The 25,716-nt window shown below is 66.0% G+C and carries 18 protein-coding genes; 8 read left to right on the top strand and 10 right to left on the bottom strand.

Translation table 11 applies throughout. The annotated features are described in order from the left end of the window. The first annotated feature begins 29 nt into the window (after positions 1 to 29). On the top strand, positions 30 to 1,295 hold the full coding sequence (locus C7I55_RS01275; RefSeq protein ID WP_233221980.1) for an SGNH/GDSL hydrolase family protein: 1,266 nt from the start codon (positions 30 to 32) through the stop codon (positions 1,293 to 1,295). A 5-nt stretch (positions 1,296 to 1,300) separates the two neighbouring features. Here the strand turns inward: C7I55_RS01275 and C7I55_RS01270 are convergent, their stop codons facing one another. Then, positions 1,301 to 1,636 (bottom strand): DMT family protein, encoded by a 336-nt coding sequence (locus C7I55_RS01270; RefSeq protein ID WP_106511077.1) that lies wholly within the window; start codon positions 1,634 to 1,636, stop codon positions 1,301 to 1,303. Positions 1,637 to 1,672: 36 nt separating this feature from the next. Continuing rightward, positions 1,673 to 2,179, bottom strand: coding sequence for a hypothetical protein (locus tag C7I55_RS01265; protein ID WP_233221979.1), 507 nt, complete (start codon positions 2,177 to 2,179; stop codon positions 1,673 to 1,675). A 232-nt stretch (positions 2,180 to 2,411) separates the two neighbouring features. Between C7I55_RS01265 and dapA the strand changes: the two genes are divergently transcribed. Genes dapA through C7I55_RS01250 form a run of 3 tightly spaced genes read left to right on the top strand, consistent with a single transcriptional unit; the run spans position 2,412 to position 4,821 of the window. After that, entirely contained in the window at positions 2,412 to 3,290 is an 879-nt protein-coding gene (gene dapA / locus C7I55_RS01260) for a 4-hydroxy-tetrahydrodipicolinate synthase (protein WP_106511076.1), read from the top strand. A gap of 14 nt (positions 3,291 to 3,304) precedes the next feature. Further along, the gene (locus C7I55_RS01255) at positions 3,305 to 3,532 is read left to right on the top strand and encodes a hypothetical protein (RefSeq protein WP_106511075.1); all 228 of its coding nucleotides are present in this window, start codon (positions 3,305 to 3,307) and stop codon (positions 3,530 to 3,532) included. An 8-nt stretch (positions 3,533 to 3,540) separates the two neighbouring features. Next, on the top strand, positions 3,541 to 4,821 hold the full coding sequence (locus tag C7I55_RS01250; protein ID WP_106511074.1) for an MFS transporter: 1,281 nt from the start codon (positions 3,541 to 3,543) through the stop codon (positions 4,819 to 4,821). Between the two features lie 2 nt (positions 4,822 to 4,823). On the opposite strand, the gene C7I55_RS01245 is transcribed toward C7I55_RS01250, so the two are convergent. The 5 genes from C7I55_RS01245 to C7I55_RS01225 form a co-directional block, all read right to left on the bottom strand. Then, positions 4,824 to 7,013 carry a putative bifunctional diguanylate cyclase/phosphodiesterase gene (locus C7I55_RS01245; RefSeq protein ID WP_106511073.1) on the bottom strand — a complete coding sequence of 730 codons (2,190 nt, stop codon included), beginning with the start codon at positions 7,011 to 7,013 and terminating at the stop codon, positions 4,824 to 4,826. 2 nt (positions 7,014 to 7,015) lie between these two features. Continuing rightward, on the bottom strand, positions 7,016 to 9,232 hold the full coding sequence (locus C7I55_RS01240; protein WP_158266228.1) for an ATP-binding protein: 2,217 nt from the start codon (positions 9,230 to 9,232) through the stop codon (positions 7,016 to 7,018). Between the two features lie 187 nt (positions 9,233 to 9,419). Further along, positions 9,420 to 11,033 carry a glycoside hydrolase family 43 protein gene (locus C7I55_RS01235; protein ID WP_233221978.1) on the bottom strand — a complete coding sequence of 538 codons (1,614 nt, stop codon included), beginning with the start codon at positions 11,031 to 11,033 and terminating at the stop codon, positions 9,420 to 9,422. Between the two features lie 17 nt (positions 11,034 to 11,050). After that, entirely contained in the window at positions 11,051 to 13,300 is a 2,250-nt protein-coding gene (locus C7I55_RS01230; protein ID WP_233221977.1) for a hypothetical protein, read from the bottom strand. 19 nt (positions 13,301 to 13,319) lie between these two features. Then, the gene (locus C7I55_RS01225) at positions 13,320 to 14,840 is read right to left on the bottom strand and encodes a Gfo/Idh/MocA family protein (protein ID WP_199192676.1); all 1,521 of its coding nucleotides are present in this window, start codon (positions 14,838 to 14,840) and stop codon (positions 13,320 to 13,322) included. A gap of 374 nt (positions 14,841 to 15,214) precedes the next feature. On the opposite strand from C7I55_RS01225, the gene C7I55_RS01220 reads away from it, so the two are divergent. The 4 genes from C7I55_RS01220 (at position 15,215) to C7I55_RS01205 (ending at position 23,722) form a co-directional block, all read left to right on the top strand. Then, positions 15,215 to 18,304, top strand: a complete 3,090-nt coding sequence (locus C7I55_RS01220) for a TonB-dependent receptor domain-containing protein (protein WP_106511070.1) — start codon at positions 15,215 to 15,217, stop codon at positions 18,302 to 18,304. Between the two features lie 134 nt (positions 18,305 to 18,438). Beyond that, the gene (locus C7I55_RS01215; RefSeq protein ID WP_233221976.1) at positions 18,439 to 21,087 is read left to right on the top strand and encodes a glycoside hydrolase family 3 protein; all 2,649 of its coding nucleotides are present in this window, start codon (positions 18,439 to 18,441) and stop codon (positions 21,085 to 21,087) included. 149 nt (positions 21,088 to 21,236) lie between these two features. Further along, positions 21,237 to 22,850: a GGDEF domain-containing protein gene (locus tag C7I55_RS01210; RefSeq protein WP_233221975.1), complete on the top strand. Its 1,614-nt coding sequence runs from the start codon at positions 21,237 to 21,239 to the stop codon at positions 22,848 to 22,850. Positions 22,851 to 22,909: 59 nt separating this feature from the next. After that, positions 22,910 to 23,722: a SirB1 family protein gene (locus C7I55_RS01205; RefSeq protein ID WP_106511067.1), complete on the top strand. Its 813-nt coding sequence runs from the start codon at positions 22,910 to 22,912 to the stop codon at positions 23,720 to 23,722. 42 nt (positions 23,723 to 23,764) lie between these two features. Here C7I55_RS01205 and C7I55_RS29355 read toward each other — a convergent pair whose 3' ends face one another. From C7I55_RS29355 to queA, 3 genes are all read right to left on the bottom strand, one after another. Continuing rightward, the gene (locus C7I55_RS29355; RefSeq protein WP_332888405.1) at positions 23,765 to 24,115 is read right to left on the bottom strand and encodes a DUF6582 domain-containing protein; all 351 of its coding nucleotides are present in this window, start codon (positions 24,113 to 24,115) and stop codon (positions 23,765 to 23,767) included. Continuing rightward, positions 24,045 to 24,593 (bottom strand): type 1 glutamine amidotransferase domain-containing protein, encoded by a 549-nt coding sequence (locus tag C7I55_RS01195; protein ID WP_106511066.1) that lies wholly within the window; start codon positions 24,591 to 24,593, stop codon positions 24,045 to 24,047. Before C7I55_RS01195 ends, C7I55_RS29355 begins: the two co-directional genes overlap by 71 nt. Positions 24,594 to 24,690: 97 nt before the next feature. Further along, positions 24,691 to 25,716: a tRNA preQ1(34) S-adenosylmethionine ribosyltransferase-isomerase QueA gene (gene queA, locus C7I55_RS01190; protein WP_106511065.1), complete on the bottom strand. Its 1,026-nt coding sequence runs from the start codon at positions 25,714 to 25,716 to the stop codon at positions 24,691 to 24,693.

The following is a 25,716-nucleotide window of genomic DNA, read 5'->3' as shown; positions in this document are numbered from 1 at the left end:
TGGTCACAAGAGTCGCGAGGGAGAGAGATGTGGACAAACTTGCCGGGCGCATGCCGATGCTGCTGGGGCTGCTGCTCGCGAGTGCGTCGCCGGCGGAGGCGTTGGGGCGCTGCTGGCTGCCCAGCTGGGCCAGCGCGCAACAAATTCCGGAGGAGCGAAACGCCCTTCCGACGGCCGACCTCGCCGATGCGACCTTGCGTCAGATCGTTCGGGTCACCCTCGGCGGCAAGGCGGTTCGACTCCGCATCTCCAATCAGTTCGGCACCGCTCCGCTGCGGATCGGCGCGGCGCATGTCGCGCTCAGCGCCGATCCGGCGACGCCGCGGCTCGGCAGCGGTGGTCACCCGCTGACCTTCGGCGGACGGGCGTCGATCACCGTGCCGGCGGGTGCGGACTATCTGTCGGATCCGGTCGCGCTCGCGGTGCCGCCGCTCTCGCACCTTGCGGTCTCGCTTTATCTTCCGGAGGCACCCTCCCAGCAGACGAGCCACCCCGGATCGCGCGCGACTTCCTACCTGCTCCACGGCAACGCTGTCGGCGCAGGCGATATGCCGGGCGCCAAGACCGTCGCCCATTGGTACCAGCTTGCCGCCGTCGAAGTGGATACCGCGCCCGGATCGTCGGCCATCGTCGCCCTCGGCGATTCGATCACCGACGGCTATGGCGTGCAGCCCGACACCGATCTTCGCTGGCCCGACCATTTCGCCCGGCGTCTGCAGGACAACGCCAGGACCAGGCTCTTCTCCGTGCTCAACCACGGCATCGGCGGCAACCGGCTGCTCGCCGACGGGGTGGGCCCCAATGCGATGGCGCGGTTCGAGCGCGCGATCGCGCAGCCAGGCGTCAGCCACGTCCTCATCCTCGAAGGCGTGAACGATCTCGGCACGCTCGGCCGCGACGGCGGCGGGGCGGAAGCGTATCGCGACCTCTCGGACCGGATGATCGTCGCCTACGCGCAGATGGTGCGGGCGGCCCGCGCCCGCGGTGTACGCGCGATCGGCGCGACGATCATGCCCTATGGCGGATCGGACTATTATCGCCTCACCGAGCCCAGCGAAGCCGCGCGCCAGGCGGTCAACGCGTGGATCCGATCACCGGGCAACTTCGACGGGGTCGTCGATTTCGACGCGATCATGCGCGATCCCACAAACCCGCAGCGGCTCCGCCCGGACGTCGACTCCGGCGATCACCTGCACCCGTCTTTGGCCGGCTATCGAAAGATGGCGGACGCAGTTCCCCTCAGTCTGTTCAGCGGCCGGGGGCCGCAGCCCGGCTGCCGACCAACGCGCGACTGAAGCCGCTATTTGCCGGTGAACAGAAACCCGACCGCGGCCATGATGCACAGGAAGGCGGCGGCGTGCCGCCAGTGGAGCGGCTCGCCGAGAAAGATCACCATGAAGCCGCCGAAGATGATCAATGCGATCGCTTCCTGGGTGATCTTGAGCTGGGCCGCCGACCAGCCGCCGGAATAGCCGATCCGGTTGGCGGGAACGGCGAGGCAATATTCGACCAGCGCCAACCCCCAGCTGATCAGGATGACGAGCAGGATCGGCTTGTCCATGCCGCCGCGCAGATGCCAGTACCAGGCGGCCGTCATGAAGACGTTGGAGAGGATGAGCAGCAGGATCGTGGGCATGGTCAGCGCATGCCACGGCGGGGCTCGCCTCGCCAGCTACGCCGTGACGCTCGCCGGTGCACCGGCCCGGGTCGCATAGCGCCTGGCGGTCAGCGCAATCGGAATTCCGACGAGGATACAGTGGGAGAAGAGCGCATTGGCTATGCCGTAGGCGGTGCTCGGCAGCGGCATTTCCGGGAAGCGGAGCGGCCGGACGATCCAGTACATGATGATCCAGAGCAGCACGCCGTAGGCGATACCAGCGGCGATCGGATGCCGCATCAGGATGGTAATGCGCGGCGCGATCAGGATGTAGGCGGCCACCATGCAGGCCATGATCGCATAATGGACGGCGAGCCCGACCAGGGCCCACCCGGCGGTCGCCGTCGGGGCATCGCCAAACGGCCCGCTCGCGACGAACCGCAGCACCTGGACGGGCGCCATTCCCGCGATCCCCGCAAACACGAAGGCCGAAAGGATGTCCAGCGTGCCAGCGACCAGCGTCGCCACCATGATGGCCCGCGGCGCATTCGCGATCATGCCTTGCGGATTTGCCTGGTGCATCGCCCTCTCCCTGAGCTGTCTGCCTGGCAGGATCATGCCTCCCGCAGCATCCGGACGCGAGTCATTTCGGATGCGATCCGCGTTGCGCCGCCGGGATCCATCAGGAGCGCCGATCCGGCGATTTTTCCTTACCTTTTCGGCGCACGATCGGATATCGGCTGGCGCAGAACGGATCACTGGATCCCATTTCCTTCCCGATCCGACTATACGCAAATACCCATAGGAGTTCATCGTGTTCACCGGATCGATCACCGCCCTTGTTACGCCGTTCCGGGACGGGAAGGTCGATGAGATAGCGCTGCAGGACCTCGTCGAATGGCAGATCGCCGAGGGCTCGAACGGGCTGGTGCCTTGCGGCACCACCGGCGAATCCCCGACGCTCACCCATCCGGAACATCACCGGGTCGTCGAGATCGTCATCGAGGCGGCGGCTGGTCGGGTCCCGGTGATTGCCGGCGCGGGATCGAACAGCACCGAAGAAGCCGTCGAACTGTCGCGCCATGCCGAGCAAGCGGGCGCCGACGGGCTGCTGATCGTGGCGCCTTATTACAACAAGCCCAACCAGGAAGGGCTGTACCAGCATTTCCGCTGTATCGATGCGCGCGTCGGCATCCCGATCATCGTCTACAACATCCCCCCGAGGAGCATCGTCGATATTTCCGTCGAGACGTTGAAGCGCATCCATACGGATTGCACCAACGTCGTCGGAGTCAAGGATGCGACAATGAACCTCAATCGCCCCTCGCTTGAGCGGTTGGCGTGCGGCAAGGAGTTCAACCTGCTCTCGGGCGAGGACGGCACGACGCTCGGCTACATGGCGCATGGCGGCCACGGCTGCATTTCGGTCACCGCCAATGTCGCGCCGCGGCTCTGCGCCGAGTTCCAGCAAGCGTGCCTGGCGGGAGACTTCGCCGCCGCGCTGGCGCTGCAGGACCGGCTCATGCCTCTCCACCGCGCCCTGTTCCTCGATCCGAACCCTGCCGGACCCAAATGGGCGCTGCAGCGGCTCGGCCGCATCCACGCCGAAATCCGGCCGCCGCTCGTCGGCGTCACCGACGCGGTCGCCGCGGAAATCGAGACCGCGATGCGGGTGGCCGAAATCCTGGACTGAACGAGGGGGTAAGGGTGGAAGTTTTCGTTCCGAGCCGAGACGACCCCGACGCGATCGCACTGATCGCGCAGTTGAAGGAACTCGGGCTCGCCGGGCGCGACGCCGCCTATCTCGCCTGTGTCGTACCACCCTCCCCTTCCGATCCGTCGGCGCGCGAAAACTATCTTTCGGAATTCCGCTTCATGGTGCGGCCCGATCGGCGTGCGGAGGCGGCCCGGTTGGTCGGGCTCGAGAACTGGTAGGCGCAGACATGGCGGCAATGACGAGCGGATATCGCGGCAATGGGCGCGTACTGACGGCGAGCCTCGTCGGCACCGCCGTTGAATTCTACGATTTCTACATCTACGCGACCGCCGCAGCGCTCGTGTTCGGGCCGCTGTTCTTCAGCGCGAGCTCTGAATCGACGCAGCAGCTCTTTTCCTACGCGAGCCTTGGTGTCGCCTTCCTCGGCCGTCCGATCGGCGCCAGCGTGTTCGGCCATTTCGGCGACCGCATCGGCCGCAAGTCCACCCTCGTCGCGTCGCTGTTGCTGATGGGCGGATCGACGATCCTGATCGCGTTCCTGCCGACCTACCAGACGGCCGGTTGGGTTGCGCCTTTCCTCTTGTGTCTACTCCGCTTCGGCCAGGGCCTCGGGCTCGGCGGCGAATGGGGCGGAGCGGCACTGCTGGCGGTCGAGAATGCGCCGACGGGCTATCGCGGACGCTTCGGAATGTTCCCCCAGCTCGGCGCTCCGGTCGGGTTCATCGCCGCCAATGGTCTGTTCCTGATCCTGGGTGCCCTGCTCGACGACGCCCAATTCTCCGCCTGGGGATGGCGCATTCCTTTCCTGCTGAGCGCGATCCTGGTCGGGCTCGGTCTGTGGATCCGCCTGAAGCTCACCGAGACGCCCGCCTTCGCCGCGGCGATGGCCGAAGCGCCGCCGCCGAGCGTGCCCATCGCCGAGCTGTTCCGGTCGCATCTGCGGGCAACCCTGGCCGGCACTTTCTCGGTCGTCGCCTGCTTCGCGATCTTCTATCTCACCACCAGCTTCGCGCTCGGCTACGGCACCAAGACGCTCGGCCATTCCAAGGAAGCCTTTCTCGGCGTCCAACTGGTCGCGATCCTGTTCATGGCCGGCGGCATCGCCCTCGCCGGCAGTGCGTCGGATCGCTGGTCGACCCGGACGGTGCTGATCGGCGGCTGCCTGGCCTCGGTGGTCATCGGTCTGCTGATGGGTCCGCTCTTCGGCGGCGGCACCCTCTTGCTCGTCGGGTTGTTCCTCTCGCTCGCTCTGCTTGCGATGGGATTCGTCTACGGTCCACTCGGCGCCTTCCTGCCCGAGCTGTTCCCGGCGCGGGTGCGCTATACCGGGGCGTCGCTCACCTTCAACGTCGGCGGCATCCTCGGCGGCGGCCTCGCGCCCGTTGCAGCGCAGTGGCTGGCGGAGCGTGGCGGCCTGTTCTACGCCGGTCTCTACATCAGTGCCGCGGCGTTGATCAGCCTGGTTGCGTTGCTTGCGGTACGGCCGGCAGGCAAAGACACCGCCTGACCTCAGGCCAGGAGCCGCTCCCGCCCCGGGACGACGAGTGATCCGCCGCTGCGCAGCAGGCGGAGCAGGTTGGAGAGGTCCTCGGCGGGCACCGCTTCGCTGTACAGGAAGCCCTGGAATTCGGAGCAAAGCTCGCGCTGAAGGTGGCTGAGCTGCTCGCGGGTCTCGACCCCCTCGGCGACGCAATCGAGGCCCAGGTTGCGGGCAAGGCTCAGGATCGAATGGACGATCGCGGCGGTGCTCGAATGGGTCGTCAGATCGCGCACGAACGAGCGGTCGATCTTGATGCGATCGAGCGGGAAGCGCCGCAGATAGGAGAGCGAGGACCAGCCGGTGCCGAAGTCGTCGAGCGACAAGGTCACGCCGAGCGCCTTCAGTTCCTGCATGATCCGCAGGGTCGTCTCGGTCTCGTCAAGGGTGAGACTTTCGGTCAGCTCGAGCTCCAGCCATTGCGGATCGAGGCCGGCGAGGCGGAGCGCCTCCCGTACCGTGCCGACAATGTCGCCCCTGTAGAATTGCTGGGCGGAGAGATTGACCGCGATGCGGATCGGCGGCTTGCCCTCGGCGTGCCAGATCGCGCATTGGCGGCAGGCCGTCTCCAGTACCCAGCGGCCGACATCGACGATCAGCCCCCGCTCCTCGAGCAGCGGAATGAACAGAGCCGGGGAGACGAGGCCTTCGGTCGGATGGTGCCAGCGCAGTAGGGCCTCGACGCCGGTCAGAACTCCGCTCTCGATCGCGATCTGCGGCTGATAGTGAAGCGCGAACTCGCCGCGTGCGGAGGCGCCGTGCACGTCGTTGGAGAGCGTGTGCCAACGCTGGGCGGCGGTGCTCAATTCCTTGCAGAAGATCTTGTATCCGGCGCGGCCGCTCTCCTTGGCGGAATACATCGCCGTGTCCGCAGCCTGGAGCAGCGCCCCGGCATCCTCGCCATCGCCCGGGAAGAAGCTGATGCCGATGCTGGTGCCGACGTGCAGGCTGCGTCCCTCGACGAGGAACGGCTCGGCGATCGCGGCGAGCACCTTTTCGGCGACTGTCTCGGCGTCCATTGTCTGGGCGACGTTGGACAGAGCGATGACGAACTCGTCGCCGCCGAGCCGGGCGGCGGTATCGCTGTCGCGCAGGCATCCGCGCAGCCGCGTCGCGACCGCTTCGAGCAACTCGTCTCCGACATGATGGCCAAGCGAATCGTTGATCGTCTTGAAGTGATCGAGATCGAGCATCAGCACGCCAACCTTGCTGCCGTCCCTGCGGGCGTGGGCGATCGCGACTCCCAGCCGATCGGCAAGCAACGTGCGGTTCGGCAGCCCGGTCAGCGCGTCATGATGGGCGAGATAGCGGATCCGGGCCTCGGCTTCCTTGCGCTCGCGAACGTCGCGGAAGTTGAGCTGGATGATGTCGCTGTTGACGTCCTGGTAGAAGCTGCCGATCACTTCCACGTCGATGGGGGCGCCGCCCACCGGGACCACCGCCCAATCCCCATAATTCATGTAGCGCGCATGGCGGATCTCGTCGATCGCCGTGCCGGAGGCGTTGACCTTCTCAAAACCCGGAACGTCGATCAGACGCCGGCCGATCAGCTCGTCCGGCAAGCGGCCGAGCATGCGGCCCATGGCGGGATTGACGTCGGTGATCGCGCGCGATCGACAATCGACCAGCAGGATGCCGTCAGTGGACGTCTCGAACAGGCGCCGGTAGCGCGATTCAGAGGCGACCAGGGCCTGCTCGACCGCACGGCGTGCGTCGATCTCGTCCTGCAACGCCGTGTTGCGCGCATGCAGCTGTTGCCGGGCGCTGCGCAGCGCCAGATGGGTGTTGACGCGCGCGACCAGCTCTTCGACCTGAAACGGCTTGCTGACATAGTCGATGCCGCCGGCCGCGAATGCCTTCACCTTGTCGCTGACATCGGCCAGCGCGGTCATGAAGATCACCGGAATGTCGCCGGTGTCGGGCGTTTCCTTGAGGCGGCGACAGGTTTCGAACCCGTCAATCCCGGGCATCATGACGTCGAGCAGGATGAGATCCGGCCGGAGGAACTCGGCCCGCTTCAGCGCTTCCTCGCCGCCAAGCGCGACCGCAACCTCGAATCCGATATCCTCGAGATGATCGACGACGACGCTGAGATTCACCGGATTGTCGTCGACGATCAGGATCGTCCGCCCACTCGCCCCAGAAATGGTGGAATGCTGCATGGTCAAGCTGCCTGACGTGCGTTCAGATGATAAGAAACGAGGTCGAGAATGGCCGGCGACTGGTATCCGGCGGCAAGCGTCTTCAACCGCTCGGCAAAGGCGCCGCAATGCGGATCTGCGACTGCCAGATCGTCGGCGAACTTGCGGATTGCGCGCATGTTGCCGGCCAGCGCCAGCTGCATCAGCGTCTCCAGCTGCGCGCTCGGCGGCGGCACGATGGCGCCGTCCTTTATCGCCTTGGCCTCGACGATGACGCCGTGCGTCCAGGCGAGGGCGAGTTGGCTGGCGAGCGTCGCCTTGAGATCCTCGGCAAGGATCGGACTCGCCAGGAACGCCGCGGCACCGGCCGCGAGCGCCCGCTTACGCGTCTGCGCATCGGGATTGGCCGAGAAGATGATGACCGGCAGATCGGCAAGGTTCGGATCGGAGCGCACGCGCCCCGCGAAGGCACATCCGTCCATGACCGGCATCTTGAGCCCGGTCAGCACCAGATCGGGGCGGGCGTCAACGATGCGGTCCAGCGCTTCGGCGCCGTTGGCCGCTTCATCCGTGCCGAAGCCCAACTCCGCCAGCGTCGTCACCAGCAAGGCCCGGTTGGACTCGTCATCGTCGACGACGAGCAATCTGCGCCGCGGCCCGGCATAGCCGCCGACCGCTTCCGCCTCGGTCCGCTTGGGCGCCGACAACGCAGAGACCGTCTCGAGCGGAATGTCGAACCAGAAGCGGCTGCCCTCCCCTTCGCGGCTCTCGACCTCGATCGTGCCGCCCATCAACGCGACGATCCGCCGGGTGATGCTGAGGCCTAGCCCGGTTCCGCCGGCGCGGCGCTCCGCGTCGCCGACCTGTTCGAAAGCCTCGAAGATCAGCGGAAGATGCTCCGTCTTCATGCCGATCCCGGTGTCGCGAACCTCGACCCGCAGGCGATTGCCGCCGGCCTCCGCAGTGGTAGCGGACACGACGAGCGAAACCTGCCCGGCACCAGTGAACTTGAGAGCGTTGCCGAGCAGGTTGATCAGCACCTGCCGAAGCCGCTTCTCGTCGCCGATCACCGTCTGCGGCACGTGATCCTCGAGCGCGCACAAGAAGGCGAGACCCTTCTCTTCGGCACGGATCCGCATGATGTTGGCGACCGTGCCGATACAGGCATGGAGATCGAAGCTCGCGGGCATCAGCTCCAACCGCCCGGCCTCGATCTTCGAAAGATCGAGGATGTCGGTGATCAGGGTGAGCAGATGGGCGCCGCTCTGGTGGATGGTCTGGGCCGCCACCGCCTGCCGATCGGTAAGCGTCTCGCGCTCGAGCAACTGGGCGTAGCCGAGGATGGCGTTGAGCGGCGTTCGCAGCTCATGGCTCATGTTCGCAAGGAAGGCCGATTTCGCCGCGCTTGCGCTTTCCGCCATCGCTTTTGCCGCCTCGAGTTCACGGCTTTCCTGCACCTGCCGTTCGTGCCGTGCCTCGAAGCTGCGCCGGACCTGAAAGAAGCGGTGGATCAGGAAGCCGCCGATCAGCAGTACCCAGATGCCGAGCAGCAGGAGGTAATATTGCGCCTGCGAAATCTGGCGGCCGGCGAACGTGATGCTGTCAAGTTCAAAGTCGTAATGGCCGACGGCCGCATCCGAACCGGGCTGCACCTCGATCGCGGTGACGTTGTCGATCCGCGGCGCCGCGACCTCGGCCGGCAGATTGTTCGCCGCCGCCCACCATTCGGCGACAAACAGATTCTCAAGGTTTAGCGTCACTGTCTGCTGGCCCTGGCGAACGGGAAATTCGATCTGGTTGGGCTTGCCGCCCGCCACCTTGTGCCGCGGATCGTGGTTGATCAGCGCGACGCGCATCTTCGACGCCGCTCCGGTGTAGCGGACGTTGAGCGTCACCGTCTGGAATTTGGAGAAATCCAATCCTTCGCCGCGATCGCTCTTGTCGAAGATCATCCCGTAGCCGCAGAATGGATAGGCATAGCCTCCACGAAGCTCGCAGGACCACCGCATCACGCGCTTCGGGTCCAGCGTGATCGTCGATGTCCCGCCGCTCGGCGCGTCCGTGTAGGAATAGGGAGCGAAGGATGCCAGATTGCCTGGCGTAATCGACAGGGACTTGGCGGTGAACAGCCCCTGAAACTGGACCGCCGCAAAGGTGACCAGCAGAAGAACGAGGATCGCAGCCTCGAACTTCAGCCGGGAGATGAGACGAACCGGGTCGTCCCCTCGTCTGCCATCCACGCGCTGCGGCTGCTCGGGCCAACGCCGGACATGCACGTCGTGCGCGGCTGCCCTTACCGGCAGCTCTGATAGCGGCTTCGTCATCCCACCCCTTCCCAACGGAGAAAGGGTAAGCGGCCCGGCTTAATTGCGCCTCTATGTCAGCCTAGGGGTTTCGCCGTAATGCGGCTTTCATCTCCGTTAAACATCACGAAACGGGTTCGACCCGAACCCAGTCGACATCGACCCAGCCTCGCTTGGCGACCGGGGCCACGCCCCTGGAATAGGCGAACAACGCAGGCCGGGATCCCTTCCACCAGGAGAAGCGGGCAAGCGGGATCGGTGCGCCGAAAGGCTTGAAACTTCTGCCCGCATCGAGGCTGTAGGAATAGCGAACCGTCTGATCGCTTCGCACCTCGGCGCGTAGATCGACGGTGGCGGCGGTCACGACGGGACCTTCGCTCTCCTCGCCTTCGATCGCCAGTGTGATCCGCCGCTCGCCGCCCCGGGTTGCGACGATGCCGATCCAGCTCGGGCGCACGCCGAACAGGCTGAGCCCCGCGCGCTGCCCCTGCGCCAGGTGGGAGACGTCCAGACGCGCGGTGATGCGGCTTTGCGGGCCCTGCAGGATCTGGGTCAGCGTATTGCGCGCAGTCACCAGGTGGTCCGCCGGAAGAGGATGCAGGCGCAGGAAACCGCGGCGCGCGGCAAGGCTCCAGTTCCTATCGTCGGGATTGTGGTTCCAGGACCATTGCAGGCCAAGCCTGCGCCCCGAGAAATCGTCGGAATCCTGGAGTCGATCCCGCGTCGGCCGGTGCCCCGTGTCCGGCATCGCATGAGTGAGAACCGGCTGGCCGGCAGTCTTGCCCGGGATCCGATCGCCGATCACCGGCCAGTCGTCGATCCAGCGGACGGGCTGGAGGTGGACGATCCGGCCGAATGCGCCGCTGCTGTTGAAATGGGCGAACCAGCCCTGCCCGGACGGAGTCTCGACCCAGCCGCCCTGGTGCGGCCCCTGCACCGCCGTGGCGCCGGGCTCGAGCACCACCCGCCATTCAAAGGGTCCGGTGATGGTGCGCGCGCGTCCGACCGCCTGCGGGCCCTTTTCAACCCCGCCGATTGGCGCGAAGATATAATAGAAGCCATTGCGCTTGTAGAGCTTGGGCCCTTCGAGAACGGGCAGCGCGATCTTGTCCTCGGCAACGACGATGCCGTCGTCGAGCACCCGGCGCCCGTCCGCGCTCATCCGGTGCAGGATCAGCGGCCCGGCGCCGACCTTGCCGAGGATCAGCCAGGCCTGACCGTCCTCGTCCCAGAACGGACACGGATCCTCCAGCCCGGCTTTGGCGATGACCGCGACCGGTGCGGTCCAGGGGCCTTCGACGCGGACAGACGTCGACATGAACACGCCTTCGTCCGGTGTTGCCCAATAGACGTAGAAACGCCCGTCATGGTGCCGGATCGATGGCGCCCAGACGCCGCTCGCATAACGCGTGCCGCCGATCGGCTTCGAAATCTTGTCGGTGAGCGTGTGCGGCCCTGGCATGTCATATTGCGGCGCGAACGGAAGTTTCGGAAGGACATGGCCGGCAATCGTCCAGTGGACGAGATCCCTCGATCTCAGCACCGGTATTCCGGGTGAGAAATGGAAGCTGGACGCGACCATGTAGTAGGTCTCGCCGACGCGGATCACGTCGGGATCGGAATAATCGGCGTAGAGGATCGGATTGGAATAAGTCGGGCGCGGTGCCGACGCGGGCTGTGCCGGGAGCGCGATCGTCCACGCTGCGAGTACAGCCGCAAGCGCCCGAAAATGGCGCATCTTCCCTCCTTTGTCTCTCATGGCAGCGGCCGGATATTCTCGACCTGCACTCTCCAGCCCTGTTTCGGGAAGCCGGGCGCATGGCCGCTCGAGCCGTCCCAGCCTGCGGCCATCATCCCGACCGCGAGCAGCAGCGATCCGTTGGACGGGAAATAGGTCTCGGCGGCGCGGCGAAATCCAGGGCCGTCGGGGCTTTCCCCGGCACCCGCACCCGGCACGAAGGCGGCGGCATGCTCCTCGAGGTGAACGCGCGGAGTCATGCCGCTGGCGCCCCAGCGGTTGTTGGGCAGATCCTTGAACAGCCAGTCGACCGCTTTCTCTGGCTCGCCGAGGCGAGCCGCAGCCATCGCGACCATCGGAAAATCCCAGCCCCAGGTCTGCCGCGTGTCCCAATGCGCCTCGGTCGCCGCCAGGGTGCGGCGCATCGTCGCCGGATCGGTTCGCGCGCCGGCGATGAGGCCATAGGCCATCAGGAAGGACGGATGGTCGCGGTTGAGGCAGGTGGGTGCGGTTGCATGGCGGCTGCACTGCGGCAATGCGGAGATCGTCCAGAAATCAGGCGCGCTTTCGACGGGCAGATAAAGGCCGTTTCGTTCGGGCGGCGGCGACAGCTTCGCGATCACAGCGTCCCAGTGGGCCTCCCGGGCAAGACCCCGCCGCATCCGCCACGCTTGCGCCGTTTCCAGACCCCAGCGGAAATATTCGATCTCGAACGTCGGATTGAGCGTCGTCAGCGGCGCGTGATTCTCCTGCACCGGAATGATCGGCGGCCCGAGCCGATAGCGGCCGGACGAAGCATCCCAGCGCGGCCAGGTAGCGAGCAGCCTGGCCGTCTCCTCGACCACTGCCGCGTAGCGGGCGAGGACATCTGGCGACGGTCTTGCGCGGTAGACGAGCTCGGCAAGATAGATCGGATGCGGCTGCTGCCACATGATGAATGGGTTGATCGTGCTCGGGCTGTTGCGCCCTTCCGGCCCCACCATCTTCGGCCACCAGGCACCGTCGACCTTGTGCCGCCGGGCTTCCGCCTGCGCGCTGGGCAGATGCTCGAGATACCAGCCGAGGCTGCGTTCGAGCCGATCCGCCTGATCCCAGGTGGCGAAATGGCCGGAATGCCAGGCGTGCATCTCGAGGTGGAACTTGCCGTTCCAGCTGTTGGAGAAAAGGCCTTCCTCCTGCGGCGGGACCTCGCCCGCCTGGTTGATCGCCGCGAGGTAGCGCGAGAGGATGACGCGGCGCTCCAGCTCGGCCGCGCGCGGATCGGTGCTACCGGAGAAATCGATCGCGCCGCCCGTAGTCCAATAGGTCTGCCAATGCGCCGCGACATCGGCGGTGGCGCGCGCAATGTCGATGGCTTGCGGGGCCGACCGTTGCTGCTCGAAGCTCACCGAGACCAGCAGCCGGTCACCTCTGCCGGCGATATGCACCGTGTGCGGGCCACGTATCTCGATCCGCGCGCTGGGGGACAGGATCTCGGACCAATAGACCGTGTCATCCAGCCGCCGCTCGACCAGCATCCGGCCGGGCGCCTCGGCAGCGACGTTCGTCCTGTGCGCCGAGTCCCGGGTCCAGTCGGACGGATCGGGATTGAGCTTCGCCGCGACGCCGGGGAAGCGGACGTCGACCCCGATCCGGCCCGTCGCCACGAGCGGTGAGCGGATCGAGATCAGGACCATGTCGCGGTCCGGGTGCACGCGCGTTTCGACCGCCACATCCTCGCCGCCGAAGCGGAAGCGGCTGGAGAGCGTCCCGGTCCACAGATCGAGATGCTGGCGCGTGGCCGAGATGTCCTCGAACGTCGCGGCTTTTCCGTCGGCCCCGACCATCGCCAGCGCGATCCGGCCAAGCGAGAAGCGATGCGGATTCTCTCGAAGCCAGGTGAGCGCCGGCCGGCGCTCCGCCTCGGACCAGTCGTGCATCCAGGCATAAGGCTGCGTGCCGCGCTCCGGCACGGCGACATCGACCAGTCCGTCCGTCTCCGAATAGCCGTTCGCATTGGGGAAGCTGTGCCACGCCCATTGCGCCATCGTCAGGAGGGGGGCGAGCGCGGAATAACGGTCCGGGAAGGTCTGCAATCCCGTGATATCGGCGGTGAAGCCCAGTGTGCCGTTGCCGACCATCAGCGGCGCGTGCGGGTCGATCGCGTCCAGTTTCGGGCTGTGGCGCGTGACCAGTGCGCGGCGGTCGATCGGCTCTGCGGCCAGAGCAACTGAGGCGAAGCCGAGCAGACCCAGCAGGCCCAGCAGTGCGGCAAACCCCTTGCCCACGCGCATCGCCTTCACCGGTTCAGCGCACCACCCGGGGCGGCATCGGCACCGGCTGGCTGTGGCTCGGCATCGGCGGCAGATCGGGCCTGCGCAGGCCGGTGACGAGATCGGCGATCTTCACTTCCTTGCCCGTCTTGAAACATTGGTTGGCGGCGATTCCGATCAGGATCGAGCAGGCGCCGGCGCGCTCGTCGGCGGCGCGCAGCAACGGATCCTCGGGCGCCGCGGGATCGAACAAATCGGCGAGCATCACCGCATCACCGCCGCCATGACCGCCTTCGCCGGTGCGGACCTTGATCGGCCGCGGCGCGCCGCGCAGCGGTACGATGCGGGTGGTCACCGCATCCTCGTCGCTTGCGCCCTGCGCCATCGTCGCGCCGGCGACATAGGCCTGCTCGACGACGGAATGTTCCAACCGCCCCTTGGTACCGTTGAAGGCCACGTGATAGCCTTCCCAGGCATTGAAGGCATTGAGGCTGTAGGACAAGGTCGCGCCGCCTTCATAGCCGACGATCACGTTCATCGTGTCCTCGATGCTGATCTCCGGCCGCCAAACGCATTGATCGCGGAAATAGCCGTCGTAGCGCTCATTATCGACGTACAGCGCCTTCAGCCCCGGATCGGCGGCGATATCGAGGTAGAAATTGCACTTGTCCTTTTCGGGGCAGGTTCGGCAGCGTTGGTGGGGACCGGAAAGCCCCATCCGCCGCGCCGTTTCGGGCGTGTAGAATTGGCGCTTGCCCTTGGCATCGACCGTTGCCGGTACGTCCGACAGCCACCAATTGACCAGATCGAAATGGTGGGTCGCCTTGTGTACCATCAGCCCGCCGGAAATCGCCTTGTTGCTGTGCCACCGACGGAAATAGTCGGCGCCGTGGACGGTGTTGAGCAGCCAGGTGAAATCGACCGAGAGGACATCGCCGATCTCGCCCGCCATCAACATTTCCTTCACCTGGGTGCGGAACGGCGCGTAACGATAGTTGAAGGTCACCCGGACGTGGCGACCGCTGCGCTTCACTGCGTCGAGGATCGCCTGCGCCTTGGCGGCGTCGGTGGTCATCGGCTTTTCGGTGATCACATCGATGCCGGCATCGAGCGCGCGGACGATGTAATCGACGTGGAACGCGTCCGGCGTGGTGACGATCACCGCATCGGGCCGATGATCGCTCAGCATCCTCGCGAAATCGGCGGCGAGATAGGTCTTCGGAGCGGGGGCTCCCGCTTCGGTGGCGCGGCGTGCGGCGTAAGCGAGGCGGCCGGGATTGGTGTCGCAGATCGCCGCAAGTCGGCTCGTCGCCTTGTGCGGACCCCAGATCGCATCCTGGAACATGCGCGCGCGGCTGCCGCAGCCGACCTGCACGAACGTGCGCCGACGCGCCGCCGCCGCCTGCGCGGGAACCGGCTGCAACGAAGCGGCCGCCGCCGCTGCGCCGCCCACCAGCCCCGCCATAACGGCCCGGCGGCCGACGCCCTGACTGCCGCCCCCCTGATTGTCGCGCGTGCGGTTGTCGGCGCCGTGATCGTCTGAATGCTGGTCCATCTCACCCTCGTCCTCATCGAGGACGCCATCCACGCAGCGCCCTTCGGTTCCACAAGATGGCCGACAATCCCAACATGCGCAACACTCAATCAAATATCTGACATAGGTAAAATTAACTCAGACATAATTCCCTGATCAACTTGCCGAGCCGCAGTCGAACCAAGTTGATCCCGAGCGATCGAAACTAACGGCGCAACTTAGTCTTGACGTTCAGCCTACCACTTTGTAGTATTGCGTCTCAACATATGGGATATGGTTCATCCGCAGCAGGCGCCTGCGGGGGAGGAGAATTGCGTCCAATCCACGCTGCCGCGGCAGCCCGGCGACAAGACCGGGCGCGGCACGCGCTCACGAAACGCCAAGGGGAGGATATGATGACCAAGACTTCCGAAAGCCTGCTGCGTACAACGGCCCTGCTGGCGATCGTCACCGCATCTCCGGCGCTCGCCGGCCAGGCAGCGACGCAGCAGACGCAAGATGCAGTGGCGAGCCAGTCTGAAGACACGCCCGAAGCGCGCTCCGACGAGGGACCGATCGTGGTCACCGGCTCGCGGATCGCGCGTGAGGGCTTCGATGCCTCGACTCCCGTCTCGCTCGTCGACCAGACCGACATTCAGCTTTCGGGCCGGACGAACCTCGAGGAAATACTTGGCGAAACCCCGCAATTCATTCCGTCGACCAACGGCGGAGCCACAGGCAATACCGTTCCGGGCGGCACCGCGGACATCAATCTCCGCGGCTTCGGCGCGACTCGCAATCTGGTGCTCGTTAACGGCCGCCGCTTCGCGATCTCCGGGCCCGACCAGGTCACCGACATCAACACCATCCCATCGTCGCTGGTCGAGCGGATCGAGATCGTGACCGGCGGATCGTCGGCCGTCTACGGTTCCGACGCGATCACCGGCGTCGTCAACTTCCTCATGCGCGACGATTTCGAAGGGGTGGAACTTCGCGGTCAGCATAATAGCGACAGCGCAACCTGGACTCCGAACTACAGTGTCGACCTGACCGTCGGCGGCAACTTCTCCGAGGGCCGCGGCAACGTCGTCGTCTCCGCCAATTATCTGAAACGGCGCGGCATAACCCGTGGGGATCGCGGCGGTTTCGCCTTCCTATCGCTGCAGGACGGCTGCGTCGCGCCCGGGACGGGAAGTTCCCGCACGCCGGGCACGCCGTTCCCGGTGCCCGGCGGCCAGACCTGCAGTCAGGCCGGCGGCGAGCCCGGCTTCATCGCGGGCGGCAGCGGCGACATCCCGAACGGGCGCTTCTCCGGCATCCCCGCCTTCGGCGGCGCCAATGCGGCGCTGAACGAGGCCTATGCCGCGGCCGGGCTGAGCGGCCTCGGATCCCGGGGCTTCACCTTCGATGATGCCGGCGCGGCCGCACGGCCGGCGCTCACCCCGCAGGACGACTACAACCTCGCGCCCGACAATTATCTGGTCGTCCCGCAAGAGCGAATGATGATCAACAGCTTCAGCCATTTCGATTTCGCGCCCGCGATCACCGGCTATCTGGAGCTGCACTACAGCCGCAACACGATCGCAGCGCAGCTGGCGCCGAGCAATCTCGGTGTGCCAACCCTGTTCGACGTCAACAATCCCTACCTGACGCCGCAATTGCGCGAAGTGCTGCGCCAGCTCGATCTTGCGGAGACCGGCACGACCACGGTCGCCAGCGGCCCTGCGCGGCGCACCACCGTCCGCGGCGACGGCCTTGCCGTGATCACCGCCGGCCGCCGCTATCAGGAGGTCGGGCCGCGCCAAGCGGACACGATCCGCAACACCTACCGCGCCGCAATCGGCTTCCGCGGCGATATCGGCGATGCTTCCCCGGGCTTCCTGCGCGACCTGAAGTACGACGTCTATTACAGCTACGCGCGGACAGACACGACCGAGAAGCTTGAAAACGCGCTGTCGCGAAGCGGCATCCAGGCGGCCTTGCTCTCCGTCGGCGGCGCCCCGCCGGTCTGCAACATCTTCGGCCAGAACGTCTCGGACGCGTGCGCCGATGCGGTGCGCGTGCGCGCAACCAACAACACCAGTGCAAAGCTGCAGGTCGCGGCGGCGACGCTCGCCGGCACGATGTTCGACATGCCCGCCGGCCCGGTCGGCTTCTCGCTCGGTGTCGAGTGGCGGAAGTCGAGCGCCGAATTCTCGCCCGATCAGGTGCTGAGCTCCGGCGACGTCGCCGGCTTCAACCCGGGCCTTCCGACGGGCGGCAGCGTCACCGCCAAGGAGATCTATGGCGAGGTCCGAATCCCACTTCTCGACGAATTGCCGCTCGTCCAGTCGCTCACCGCCAACGCCGCGTTCCGCTACTCCGACTATGACCTGTCAGGCGTCGGTGGGGTGTGGACCTATCTCGGCGGGCTCGACTGGCGGGTGGACGACAATATCGCCTTCCGAGGGCAATATCAGCGCGCCATCCGGGCACCCAACGTCAACGAGCTGTTCGGGGGCACCCAGCGCATCGTCGGGAGTGCAATCGATCCCTGCTCAAGCCGCCAGCCGGTGAGCCAGCAGAATGCGGCCGTGCGCCAGGTGTGCATCGCCACCGGCGTTCCTGCGCCTCTTGTGTTCACCGACGGGGTCCAGCCCAATTCGATCATCCCCGGCGATTTCGGCGGCAACCCCAGCGTCGGCGAGGAAGTGTCTGACACCTGGACGGTCGGCGCGGTGCTGACCCCGCGCTTCCTTCCGAACCTTCGGATGAGCGTCGACTATTTCAACATCAACCTGGAAGGCGCGATCTCGCCCCTAGGCGGCGGCCTGAACAACACGCTGAACCTCTGCTACAACATCCTGCAGGATCCCGAGAGCGAGTTCTGCCAGGCGATCAACCGCGATCCCAACAGCGGCGCGATGAACGATCCGTTCGTGCCGCAGATCCGCAGCGCCAACACCGGCGCGCTCAAGACCTCCGGCATCGACTTCGCCCTGCGCTACCGCATCGATCTCGCCTCTGGCCTGTTCGCGGGCGGGAGCCGGATCGACATCAGCACCGACTGGACCTGGACCAACGAACTCACCTCGACCCCGGTGCAGGCCTTTCCCGACATCAAGAATCACTGCGTCGGCGCGTTCGGCAGCACCTGCGGCGAACCGGTGCCGGAATTCCGCGGAGTGACGCGGATTTCCTGGGACACCGGGCCGCTGACACTGAGCGGCCGCCACCGCTTCATCGACAGCGTCACCGTCGACCGGTACCTGCTGCCGTCACGCGCCGGCACGACCGCCCCTGCCCTTGCCGACCTCGTCTATCCCAAGCTCCCGGCGAAGCACTATTTCGATCTGTCCTTCACCTACGATCTGCTGAACAACCTCCAGCTGTTCGGCGGCGCCAACAACATTTTCAACGCCAGGCCGCCGGTGGTGGGCAGTTCGCAGGTCCGCAACAACACCTTCGCGGCGACCTACGACACGCTCGGCACGGAAGTCTTCCTCGGCGCCAGCGTGAAGTTCTGAACGGACCCCATCCGCGTCACCTGAGAGGCGGAGCGGCGAGACCCGCTTGCCTTCTTTTTTACCTGCGAATGCCTCTGGTAGCGTTAACATCGCAGGTCTATGCTCCCCAAAAAACGAGAAGAGGGAGGATGTTTGTGAGTCGGAAGATCCTGATCGCCTGTGCCCTGCTCGCGTCCGCAGCCCAGCCGTGCGTGGCGCTTGCGCAATCCTCATCCGCAATCCTACCGTATCGCAATCCTGCGCTCAGCGTGGAGCAGCGCGCGGCGGATATCGTCTCGCGGATGACGCTGGAAGAGAAAGCGCGACAGCTCGGCCATACCGCGCCCGCCATCCCGCGCCTCGGCGTGCCCGAATATAATTGGTGGAACGAAGGGCTGCACGGCGTCGCGCGCGCCGGGATCGCCACCGTCTTCCCGCAGGCGATCGGCATGGCCGCATCGTGGGATGCGCCGCTGATGCAATCGGTCGCCGACGTGATCAGCACCGAATTCCGCGCCAAATATGCCGAGCGCGTGCATCCGAACGGCGGCACCGACTGGTATCGCGGCCTCACCGTGTGGTCGCCCAACATCAACATCTTCCGCGATCCGCGCTGGGGCCGCGGCCAGGAGACCTATGGCGAGGATCCCTATCTGACGTCGCGGGTCGGTATCGCCTTCATCCGCGGCCTGCAGGGCGACAATCCCAAATATTTCAAGACGATCGCCACCTCCAAACATTATGCCGTCCACAGCGGCCCGGAATCGAACCGCCACAAGGAGGATGTCCACCCCTCCGCGCACGATCTCGAGGACACCTACCTTCCGGCATTCCGCGCCACGGTGACGGAAGGGCAGGTCTATTCGGTGATGTGCGCCTACAATGCCGTGGACGGGATCCCCGCCTGCGCCAGCGAAGATCTGATGGACACCCGGCTGCGCAAGGACTGGGGCTTCAAGGGCTTCGTCGTTTCCGATTGCGGCGCCGCCGCCAACATCTTCCGCGAGGACAGCCTCCGTTACACCAAGACGGCGGCCGAAGGCGTCGCCGCCGGGTTCAAGGCCGGCATGGACCTGATCTGCGGCGACTATCGCAACAACATGAGCACCGAGCCCGAGCATATCGTCGCGGCGGTGCGCGCCGGGCAGTTGCCGGAGGCGGTCGTCGATCAGGCGCTGCACCGGCTGTTCGAGGCCCGGATCCGGCTCGGCTTGTTCGATCCGCCGGCGTCCCTGCCCTTCGCCGGCATCACGCCGGCACAGAATGACACGCCCGAACATCGCGCGATGGCGCTGAAGATGGCGCAGGCGTCGATGGTGTTGCTCAAGAATGACGGGCTGCTTCCGCTGAAGCAGGCGCCGAGGCGGATCGCCGTGATCGGCCCCAATGCCGACAATGTCGATGCGCTGGTCGGCAATTATAACGGGACGCCGTCGGCGCCGGTGACCGTCCTCGCCGGCCTTCGCGCCCGATTTCCAGATGCGCAGATCGAGTTCGTCGAGGGTACCGGACTCGTCGGGCCGGCCGCGCCGCCGGTGCCGGATGCCGTCTTCTGCACGGATGCGTCCTGCAGCACACGCGGCCTCAAGGCGGAGATTTTCCGCGGCCCCAATCTGGAAGGCGCCCCCAGCGAAACCCGCACCAATCCCAATGCGGCGTTCGACTGGCAGGGCGACCGTGAAAGCTCGATCCGCTGGACCGGCACGATCACGCCGACCGAGACCGGCGAGCATCGCTTCCGGGTCGCCAGCGACAACGGCTACCGCGTGTTCATCGGCGACACGGCGGTGGTCGACGAATGGGGCGTCGGCGACGCGCCATCCATTCTCGACGGCGCGATCCGGCTCGAGGCCGGCAAAAGCTATCCGATCCGGGTCGAGGCCTTTCAGCGCGGAGTCCGCGGCCGCCAGAGACTGCTCTGGAGCACGCCGAGTCAGAACGGCAACGATGCCGTCGAAGCCGCGCGCAAGGCGGATCTGGTCGTCTTCGCCGGCGGTCTTACCGCCCGGGTCGAAGGCGAGGAGATGAAGGTGGCGGCCGCCGGGTTCGCCGGCGGCGATCGCACCAGCATCGACCTCCCCGCACCGCAGCAGAGATTGCTCGAGCGCGTGCACGCGGTCGGCAAGCCGGTCATGCTGGTGCTGATGAACGGCAGCGCGCTCGGCGTGAACTGGGCCGACAAGAACGTGCCCGCGATCGTCGAGGCCTGGTATCCGGGCGGCGAAGGCGGCCATGCCGTCGCCAGATTGCTTGCCGGGGATTTCAGCCCGGCCGGCCGCCTGCCGGTGACCTTCTACAAGTCGGTCGACCAGCTTCCCGCCTTTTCCGACTATCGGATGGCGGGGCGCACCTATCGCTATTTTGCCGGCGAGCCGCTCTACCCGTTCGGCCACGGCCTCAGTTACACGCGCTTCCGCTACGCCAATCTCAAGATCAGCGCCGCAACGGTCGCTGCCGGAACGCCGCTGACGGTGACGGCGGACGTCACCAACGACGGGCCGGTGGACGGCGACGAGGTCGTCCAGCTCTATGTGTCCCATCCTGGCAAGGCAGGCGCGCCGATCCGGGCGCTGCAGGGCTTCCAGCGGGTGCCGCTCAAGCGCGGCGAAACCCGCACGATCAGCTTCATCCTCGACGATCGCGCACTGAGCATCGTCGACGATCAGGGCATTCGCAGGATCGTGCCCGGGAATGTCGATCTGTGGGTAGGCGGCGGCCAGCCGGTGTCGCGCGCCGGCCTGCCGCAGGTCGCCGGGGCCAGGGCGCAGGTGCGGGTAACTGGATCGAGGACCTTGCCGAGATAAGGATCGGGACAGCGCAGGGTCGGCGGGACGGAACGCCTCTATAATGATCTCAGACACCTAGCCGTGCTGGAACCATTTTGCCTCACTCTCGTCCCAACGCCGCCGCGGAGGCACCTGCCTCATTTGCCCGCCGACACATGCCGGCGGCCGTGATCGCCCTCATGCTGGTGATGTTGGTCACCCAACTCGCCGGCTTCGTCTACACGTCGCGGCAGCAGCAGGCGGTCATCGAGCTTCGCAATCAGACTCGTGAAATGCGGATCGTGCAGCAGGCGCTGGTCGACAAGAAGTCCGCGGTGGAGGACTATCTCCTGACCGACGATCTCGACCACCTTCAGGAATTCCACTTGGCTTCGCGGGTTCTGGAAGCCGAGGACACCGATACGCTGCGCCGCCTGGACGCATTCCGGGTTCGGCGCGACACACCCTCAGCGTCGCAAACCCTGCAGTTGCTCGATGCAGCCTGGATCAAGGGCATCGAGCTCAGCCGCGACGGCCGGGCCGCGGAAGCGCACAATTTGCTGGTCAGCGACGGCATGCACGGAATGGTCGAGAGGGTGCGGGGGGAGATCAACGATTACCTTGCCGCTCGCAACGCCCATGGCGAACGGCTCGAGGCGAATATCTCCACTGGGCGGACGGTGGTGCTGGCGCTTCAGATCGTGAGCGGCGGATTGACCGTGCTCTGCCTATTCGTCGCCTTCCGGCTCGGCCGCAGCGAGGCGAATGGCCGGCGTGAAGCGATGACCCAAGCGCTGGAAGCGCATGGCCGGGTCAAGATCCTGTTCGAGATGGCTGACATCCTGCAAAGCGCGACCGGCTACGAGGACGCCAACGCCGTGTTGCGCTCATCCGCGAGCCGCCTGCTTCCGGACCTCCACGGATGCCTGTACGTTTTCAACAATTCCCGCGACCGCCTCGACCTCCTCACCGAGTGGAATGGCGAACGTGCGGACCAGCAGTCGATCGCGCCGGGCGCGTGTTGGGCGCTGAAGCGCGGCAAACCTCACGTCAACACCGATGCACCATTTTCCCTGACCTGCGCCCACCATAGCGGTGACCAGCAGGTGCTAGAAGTTCCAATGATGGCACGCGGCGAATTGTACGGCCTGCTCACCTTCTCCAGTCTGAACACCAATTCCGTGCCGGATCAGAAGGCGAATGGCGGCATCATTTCAGCTCTCGCCGATGCGATGTCGCTTGCGCTCTCCAACATCGCCCTGCGCGAGAAGCTTCGCAACCAGGCACTGCGCGATCCGCTTACCGGGCTCTACAATCGCCGCTACATGGAAGACATGCTCGATCGTTTCGTACTCCTTTCTGCCCGCACCGGGACGCCGGTTGGCCTGGTGATGATCGATCTCGATCACTTCAAGCGCCTCAATGACGAACATGGCCACCTGCTCGGCGACACCGTGCTGCGCGCGGTCGCGCAGACGATCAAGGAAGGGCTTCGCGAGACCGACATCGCCTGCCGCTATGGTGGCGAGGAATTGATCGTGCTGCTGCCGGACTGCACTCTGGAAGATGCGGCAGCGAAAGCTGAAACGCTGCGGGCACGGGTCGAAGCCCTGTCCGATATCCATGGCGTGCGAATCACCGCGTCCTTCGGCGTCGCCGCGTCTCCGGAAACGGACTCCTCTGTCCGGGACCTGATCGCCTCGGCCGATGCCGCGCTCTACGAAGCCAAGCATGCCGGGCGTAACCGCGTCGTCGCGACGGCGGCGCGGGTCAGGGACACGCTCGCGATCGCAGCCGAGTAACCCACGCGTCTCGGATCTGACCCGGCGGAACCGTCCAGGCCTCCGGACGTCCAAACCGCATGAACTTCGAAATCGCCCATCTCGGCCTCGTCGACGAAGAACTGATCGCTCCGGAAATAGCGGCACTGGAGCTTGCCGCGCTCGATCATCCCGGCGTGGATCTCGATTCCTATTTCGACATTCTGTCCGAGATTGCGGAGGAACTCGCCGAAACCGGCGCGGCCGCCGTTACCGCGCCCGAGCAGGCTTTGGCGCTCGCCGAAGTGATCGGCGCCAGTTACGATTTCGATGGCGATCGCGAGGCCTATGACGATCGCCAGAATGTCGACATGATCCGGGTCATCGACAGGCGGCGCGGCCTGCCGATCAGCCTGTCGATCCTTTATGTCGGCCTCGCCCGGCGGATCGGTTGGCCGGCCGACGCCTTGAACACGCCCGGCCATGTGCTGGTCCGGATCGGCCAGGATACCGCGCCATTGCTGATCGATCCGTTCAACGGCGGCACCATCGTCAACGCAGACCGCCTCGCCACCTTGCTCTCGCACGCGCTCGGTACCGACGTCAGTCCGTCGGCCGAGCATCTCTCGCCGATGTCGAACAGGGCGATGCTGGTCCGGCTGCTGATCAACGAGGCGACCCGCGCCGAGGCCGCCAGCGATCCGGACCGTGCGCTGACCCTTTTCGAGCGGATGACGGTGGTCGCGCCGGAAAACAGCCAGGCCTGGTGGGAGCGCGCCCGGCTTGAACTGATCGGCAACGATCCCGCCGCCGCGCGCGCCAGCCTCAGCGCCCTACTCGAGATAACCCGCGATCCGGACATGCGCGCCCACATCAGCGCGATGCTGGACTCGCTGGCGCGGCCGAGTGCGTAAGGGGCGGCGAACGTCGCCAAAACCGATAGCGCGCAATCGCCGCTAGTCGCGCCCGATCTCGCGCCAGCTCGTTTCGCCGACCTCGACTCCGTACTTCGCGGCAGCCGCCCTGATCCGCTTCCAGGCGGCGTCGCGCTCCTCGTCGCTGACGCCCTTCACCTGATTGAAGCGGGCGATGGCGTTGCGAACGTGGCTCGCATTTTCGAGCGGCTCCTTGCGCTCCTTCGGGAAGGCGAAGGCACCTTTGTCGAGGTGGTTGCGTTCGTCCGCGCTGAGCTTCGCCGTGGATCCTCCTGTCGAGACGTCTTGGACGGGACGACGGTCAGGTCGTCGCCAGCGGCGCGTCGGCGGCTTCGACCAGACGGATGAATTCCTCGGTGAAGGCGGGAATATCGTCCGGCTTGCGGCTGGTGACCAGATTGCCGTCCCGCACCACTTCCTGATCGACGACGTTCGCCCCCGCATTCCTGAGGTCGGTGCGGATCGAGGGCCAACTCGTCAGCGTGCGGCCGCGGATCACGTCCGCCTCTGCGAGCAGCCAGGGGCCGTGGCAAATCGCAGCGACCGGCTTCCCCGCCTCGACGAACGTCCGCACCATCGCGACAACCGTGTCCTCGGTGCGCAATTTGTCCGGGTTCTTGGTCCCGCCGGGCAGCAGCAGCGCGTCGAAGGCGTCGGCATCGACGTCGCCGATCTCCACGTCCGGAGCGATCCGCGCACCTTTGTCGCCCTCGATCTCGTCTCGGGAGAGTGAGGCAAGCGTCACCGCAGCCCCACGCTGCTTCAACGTGTTCAGGGGATCGATGAGCTCCGAATCCTCGAAGCCGTTGGTGGCGATGATCAGGATCTTCGCTTCGGAAATGCCCGGCATCCGCTTTCTTCTCCAGCAGGATCTGTGGACTCAACCGGCGAAGCTCGCCGCCGTTCCGTGCTCCCGTCGATCCCGGCCGCAGCCTCTTCCACCCTGCTCAGGGCAGCAGCAGCGAGGCGTCGCCGTAACTGTAGAAGCGGTACTCTTCCGCGATCGCATGCGCGTAAGCGGCCTGCATCGTCTCACGGCCCATCAGCGCCGAAACCAGCATGAACAGTGTCGATCGCGGCAAATGGAAGTTGGTCAGCAGGCCGTCCACGGCGCGAAAGCGGTAGCCGGGAGTGATGAAGATCGCCGTATCGCCTTCAAACGGACGGACGATCCCATCCTCGTCGGTGGCGCTTTCGAGCAGGCGGAGCGAGGTGGTGCCGACGGCGACGATGCGGCCGCCGCCAGCGCGCGCGGCATTGAGGCGGTCGGCGGTGGCGGCGTCGATCCGGCCCCATTCGCTGTGCATGCGGTGATCGTCGGTATCGTCGGCCTTGACCGGCAGGAAGGTGCCGGCGCCGACATGGAGGGTCAGCGTCTCGTGCGCGATGCCGCGCGCGGCCAGCGCCTCGATCAAGCCCGGCGTGAAGTGCAGCGCTGCGGTCGGCGCGGCGACGGCGCCCTTCTCGCGGGCGAACATCGTCTGGTAATCCTCGGCATCGCGCGCGTCCGCCTCGCGACGGGCGGCAATGTAGGGCGGCAGCGGCATCCGGCCGGCGCGCTCGAGCAGGATCTCGACCGGCTCGTCGCCCTCGAAGGAGAGCAGGATCGATCCGTCATCGGCCTTCGCCCCGGCAAGCGCACTGACCCCAGCGCCGAATTCGATCCGGTCGCCGTCCCGGACCCGCTTGGCATTGCGGACGAAGGCGCGCCAGTCGCGCGGCCCTTCCCGCTTGTGGAGGGTCGCACCGATGCGCGCGTCGCCGCGGCGCCCCTCGAGTTGGGCGGGAATGACTCGCGTGTCGTTGAACACGAGCACGTCGCCGGGCTGCAGCAGCTGCGGCAGATCGGAAACGATGTGATCGGCAAGGCCGTCGGGCCGGACGCGCAGGAGCCGGGCACTGTCGCGCGGCTCCGCCGGCCTCAGCGCGATCCGCTCGGGCGGAAGCTCGAAATCGAAGAGATCGACGCGCAC

Source organism: Allosphingosinicella deserti (genome assembly GCF_003012735.1).
GTDB lineage: Bacteria > Pseudomonadota > Alphaproteobacteria > Sphingomonadales > Sphingomonadaceae > Allosphingosinicella > Allosphingosinicella deserti.
Note: the sequence above shows the minus strand (reverse complement) of the source record. Positions and strands in the feature narration are given on the sequence as shown.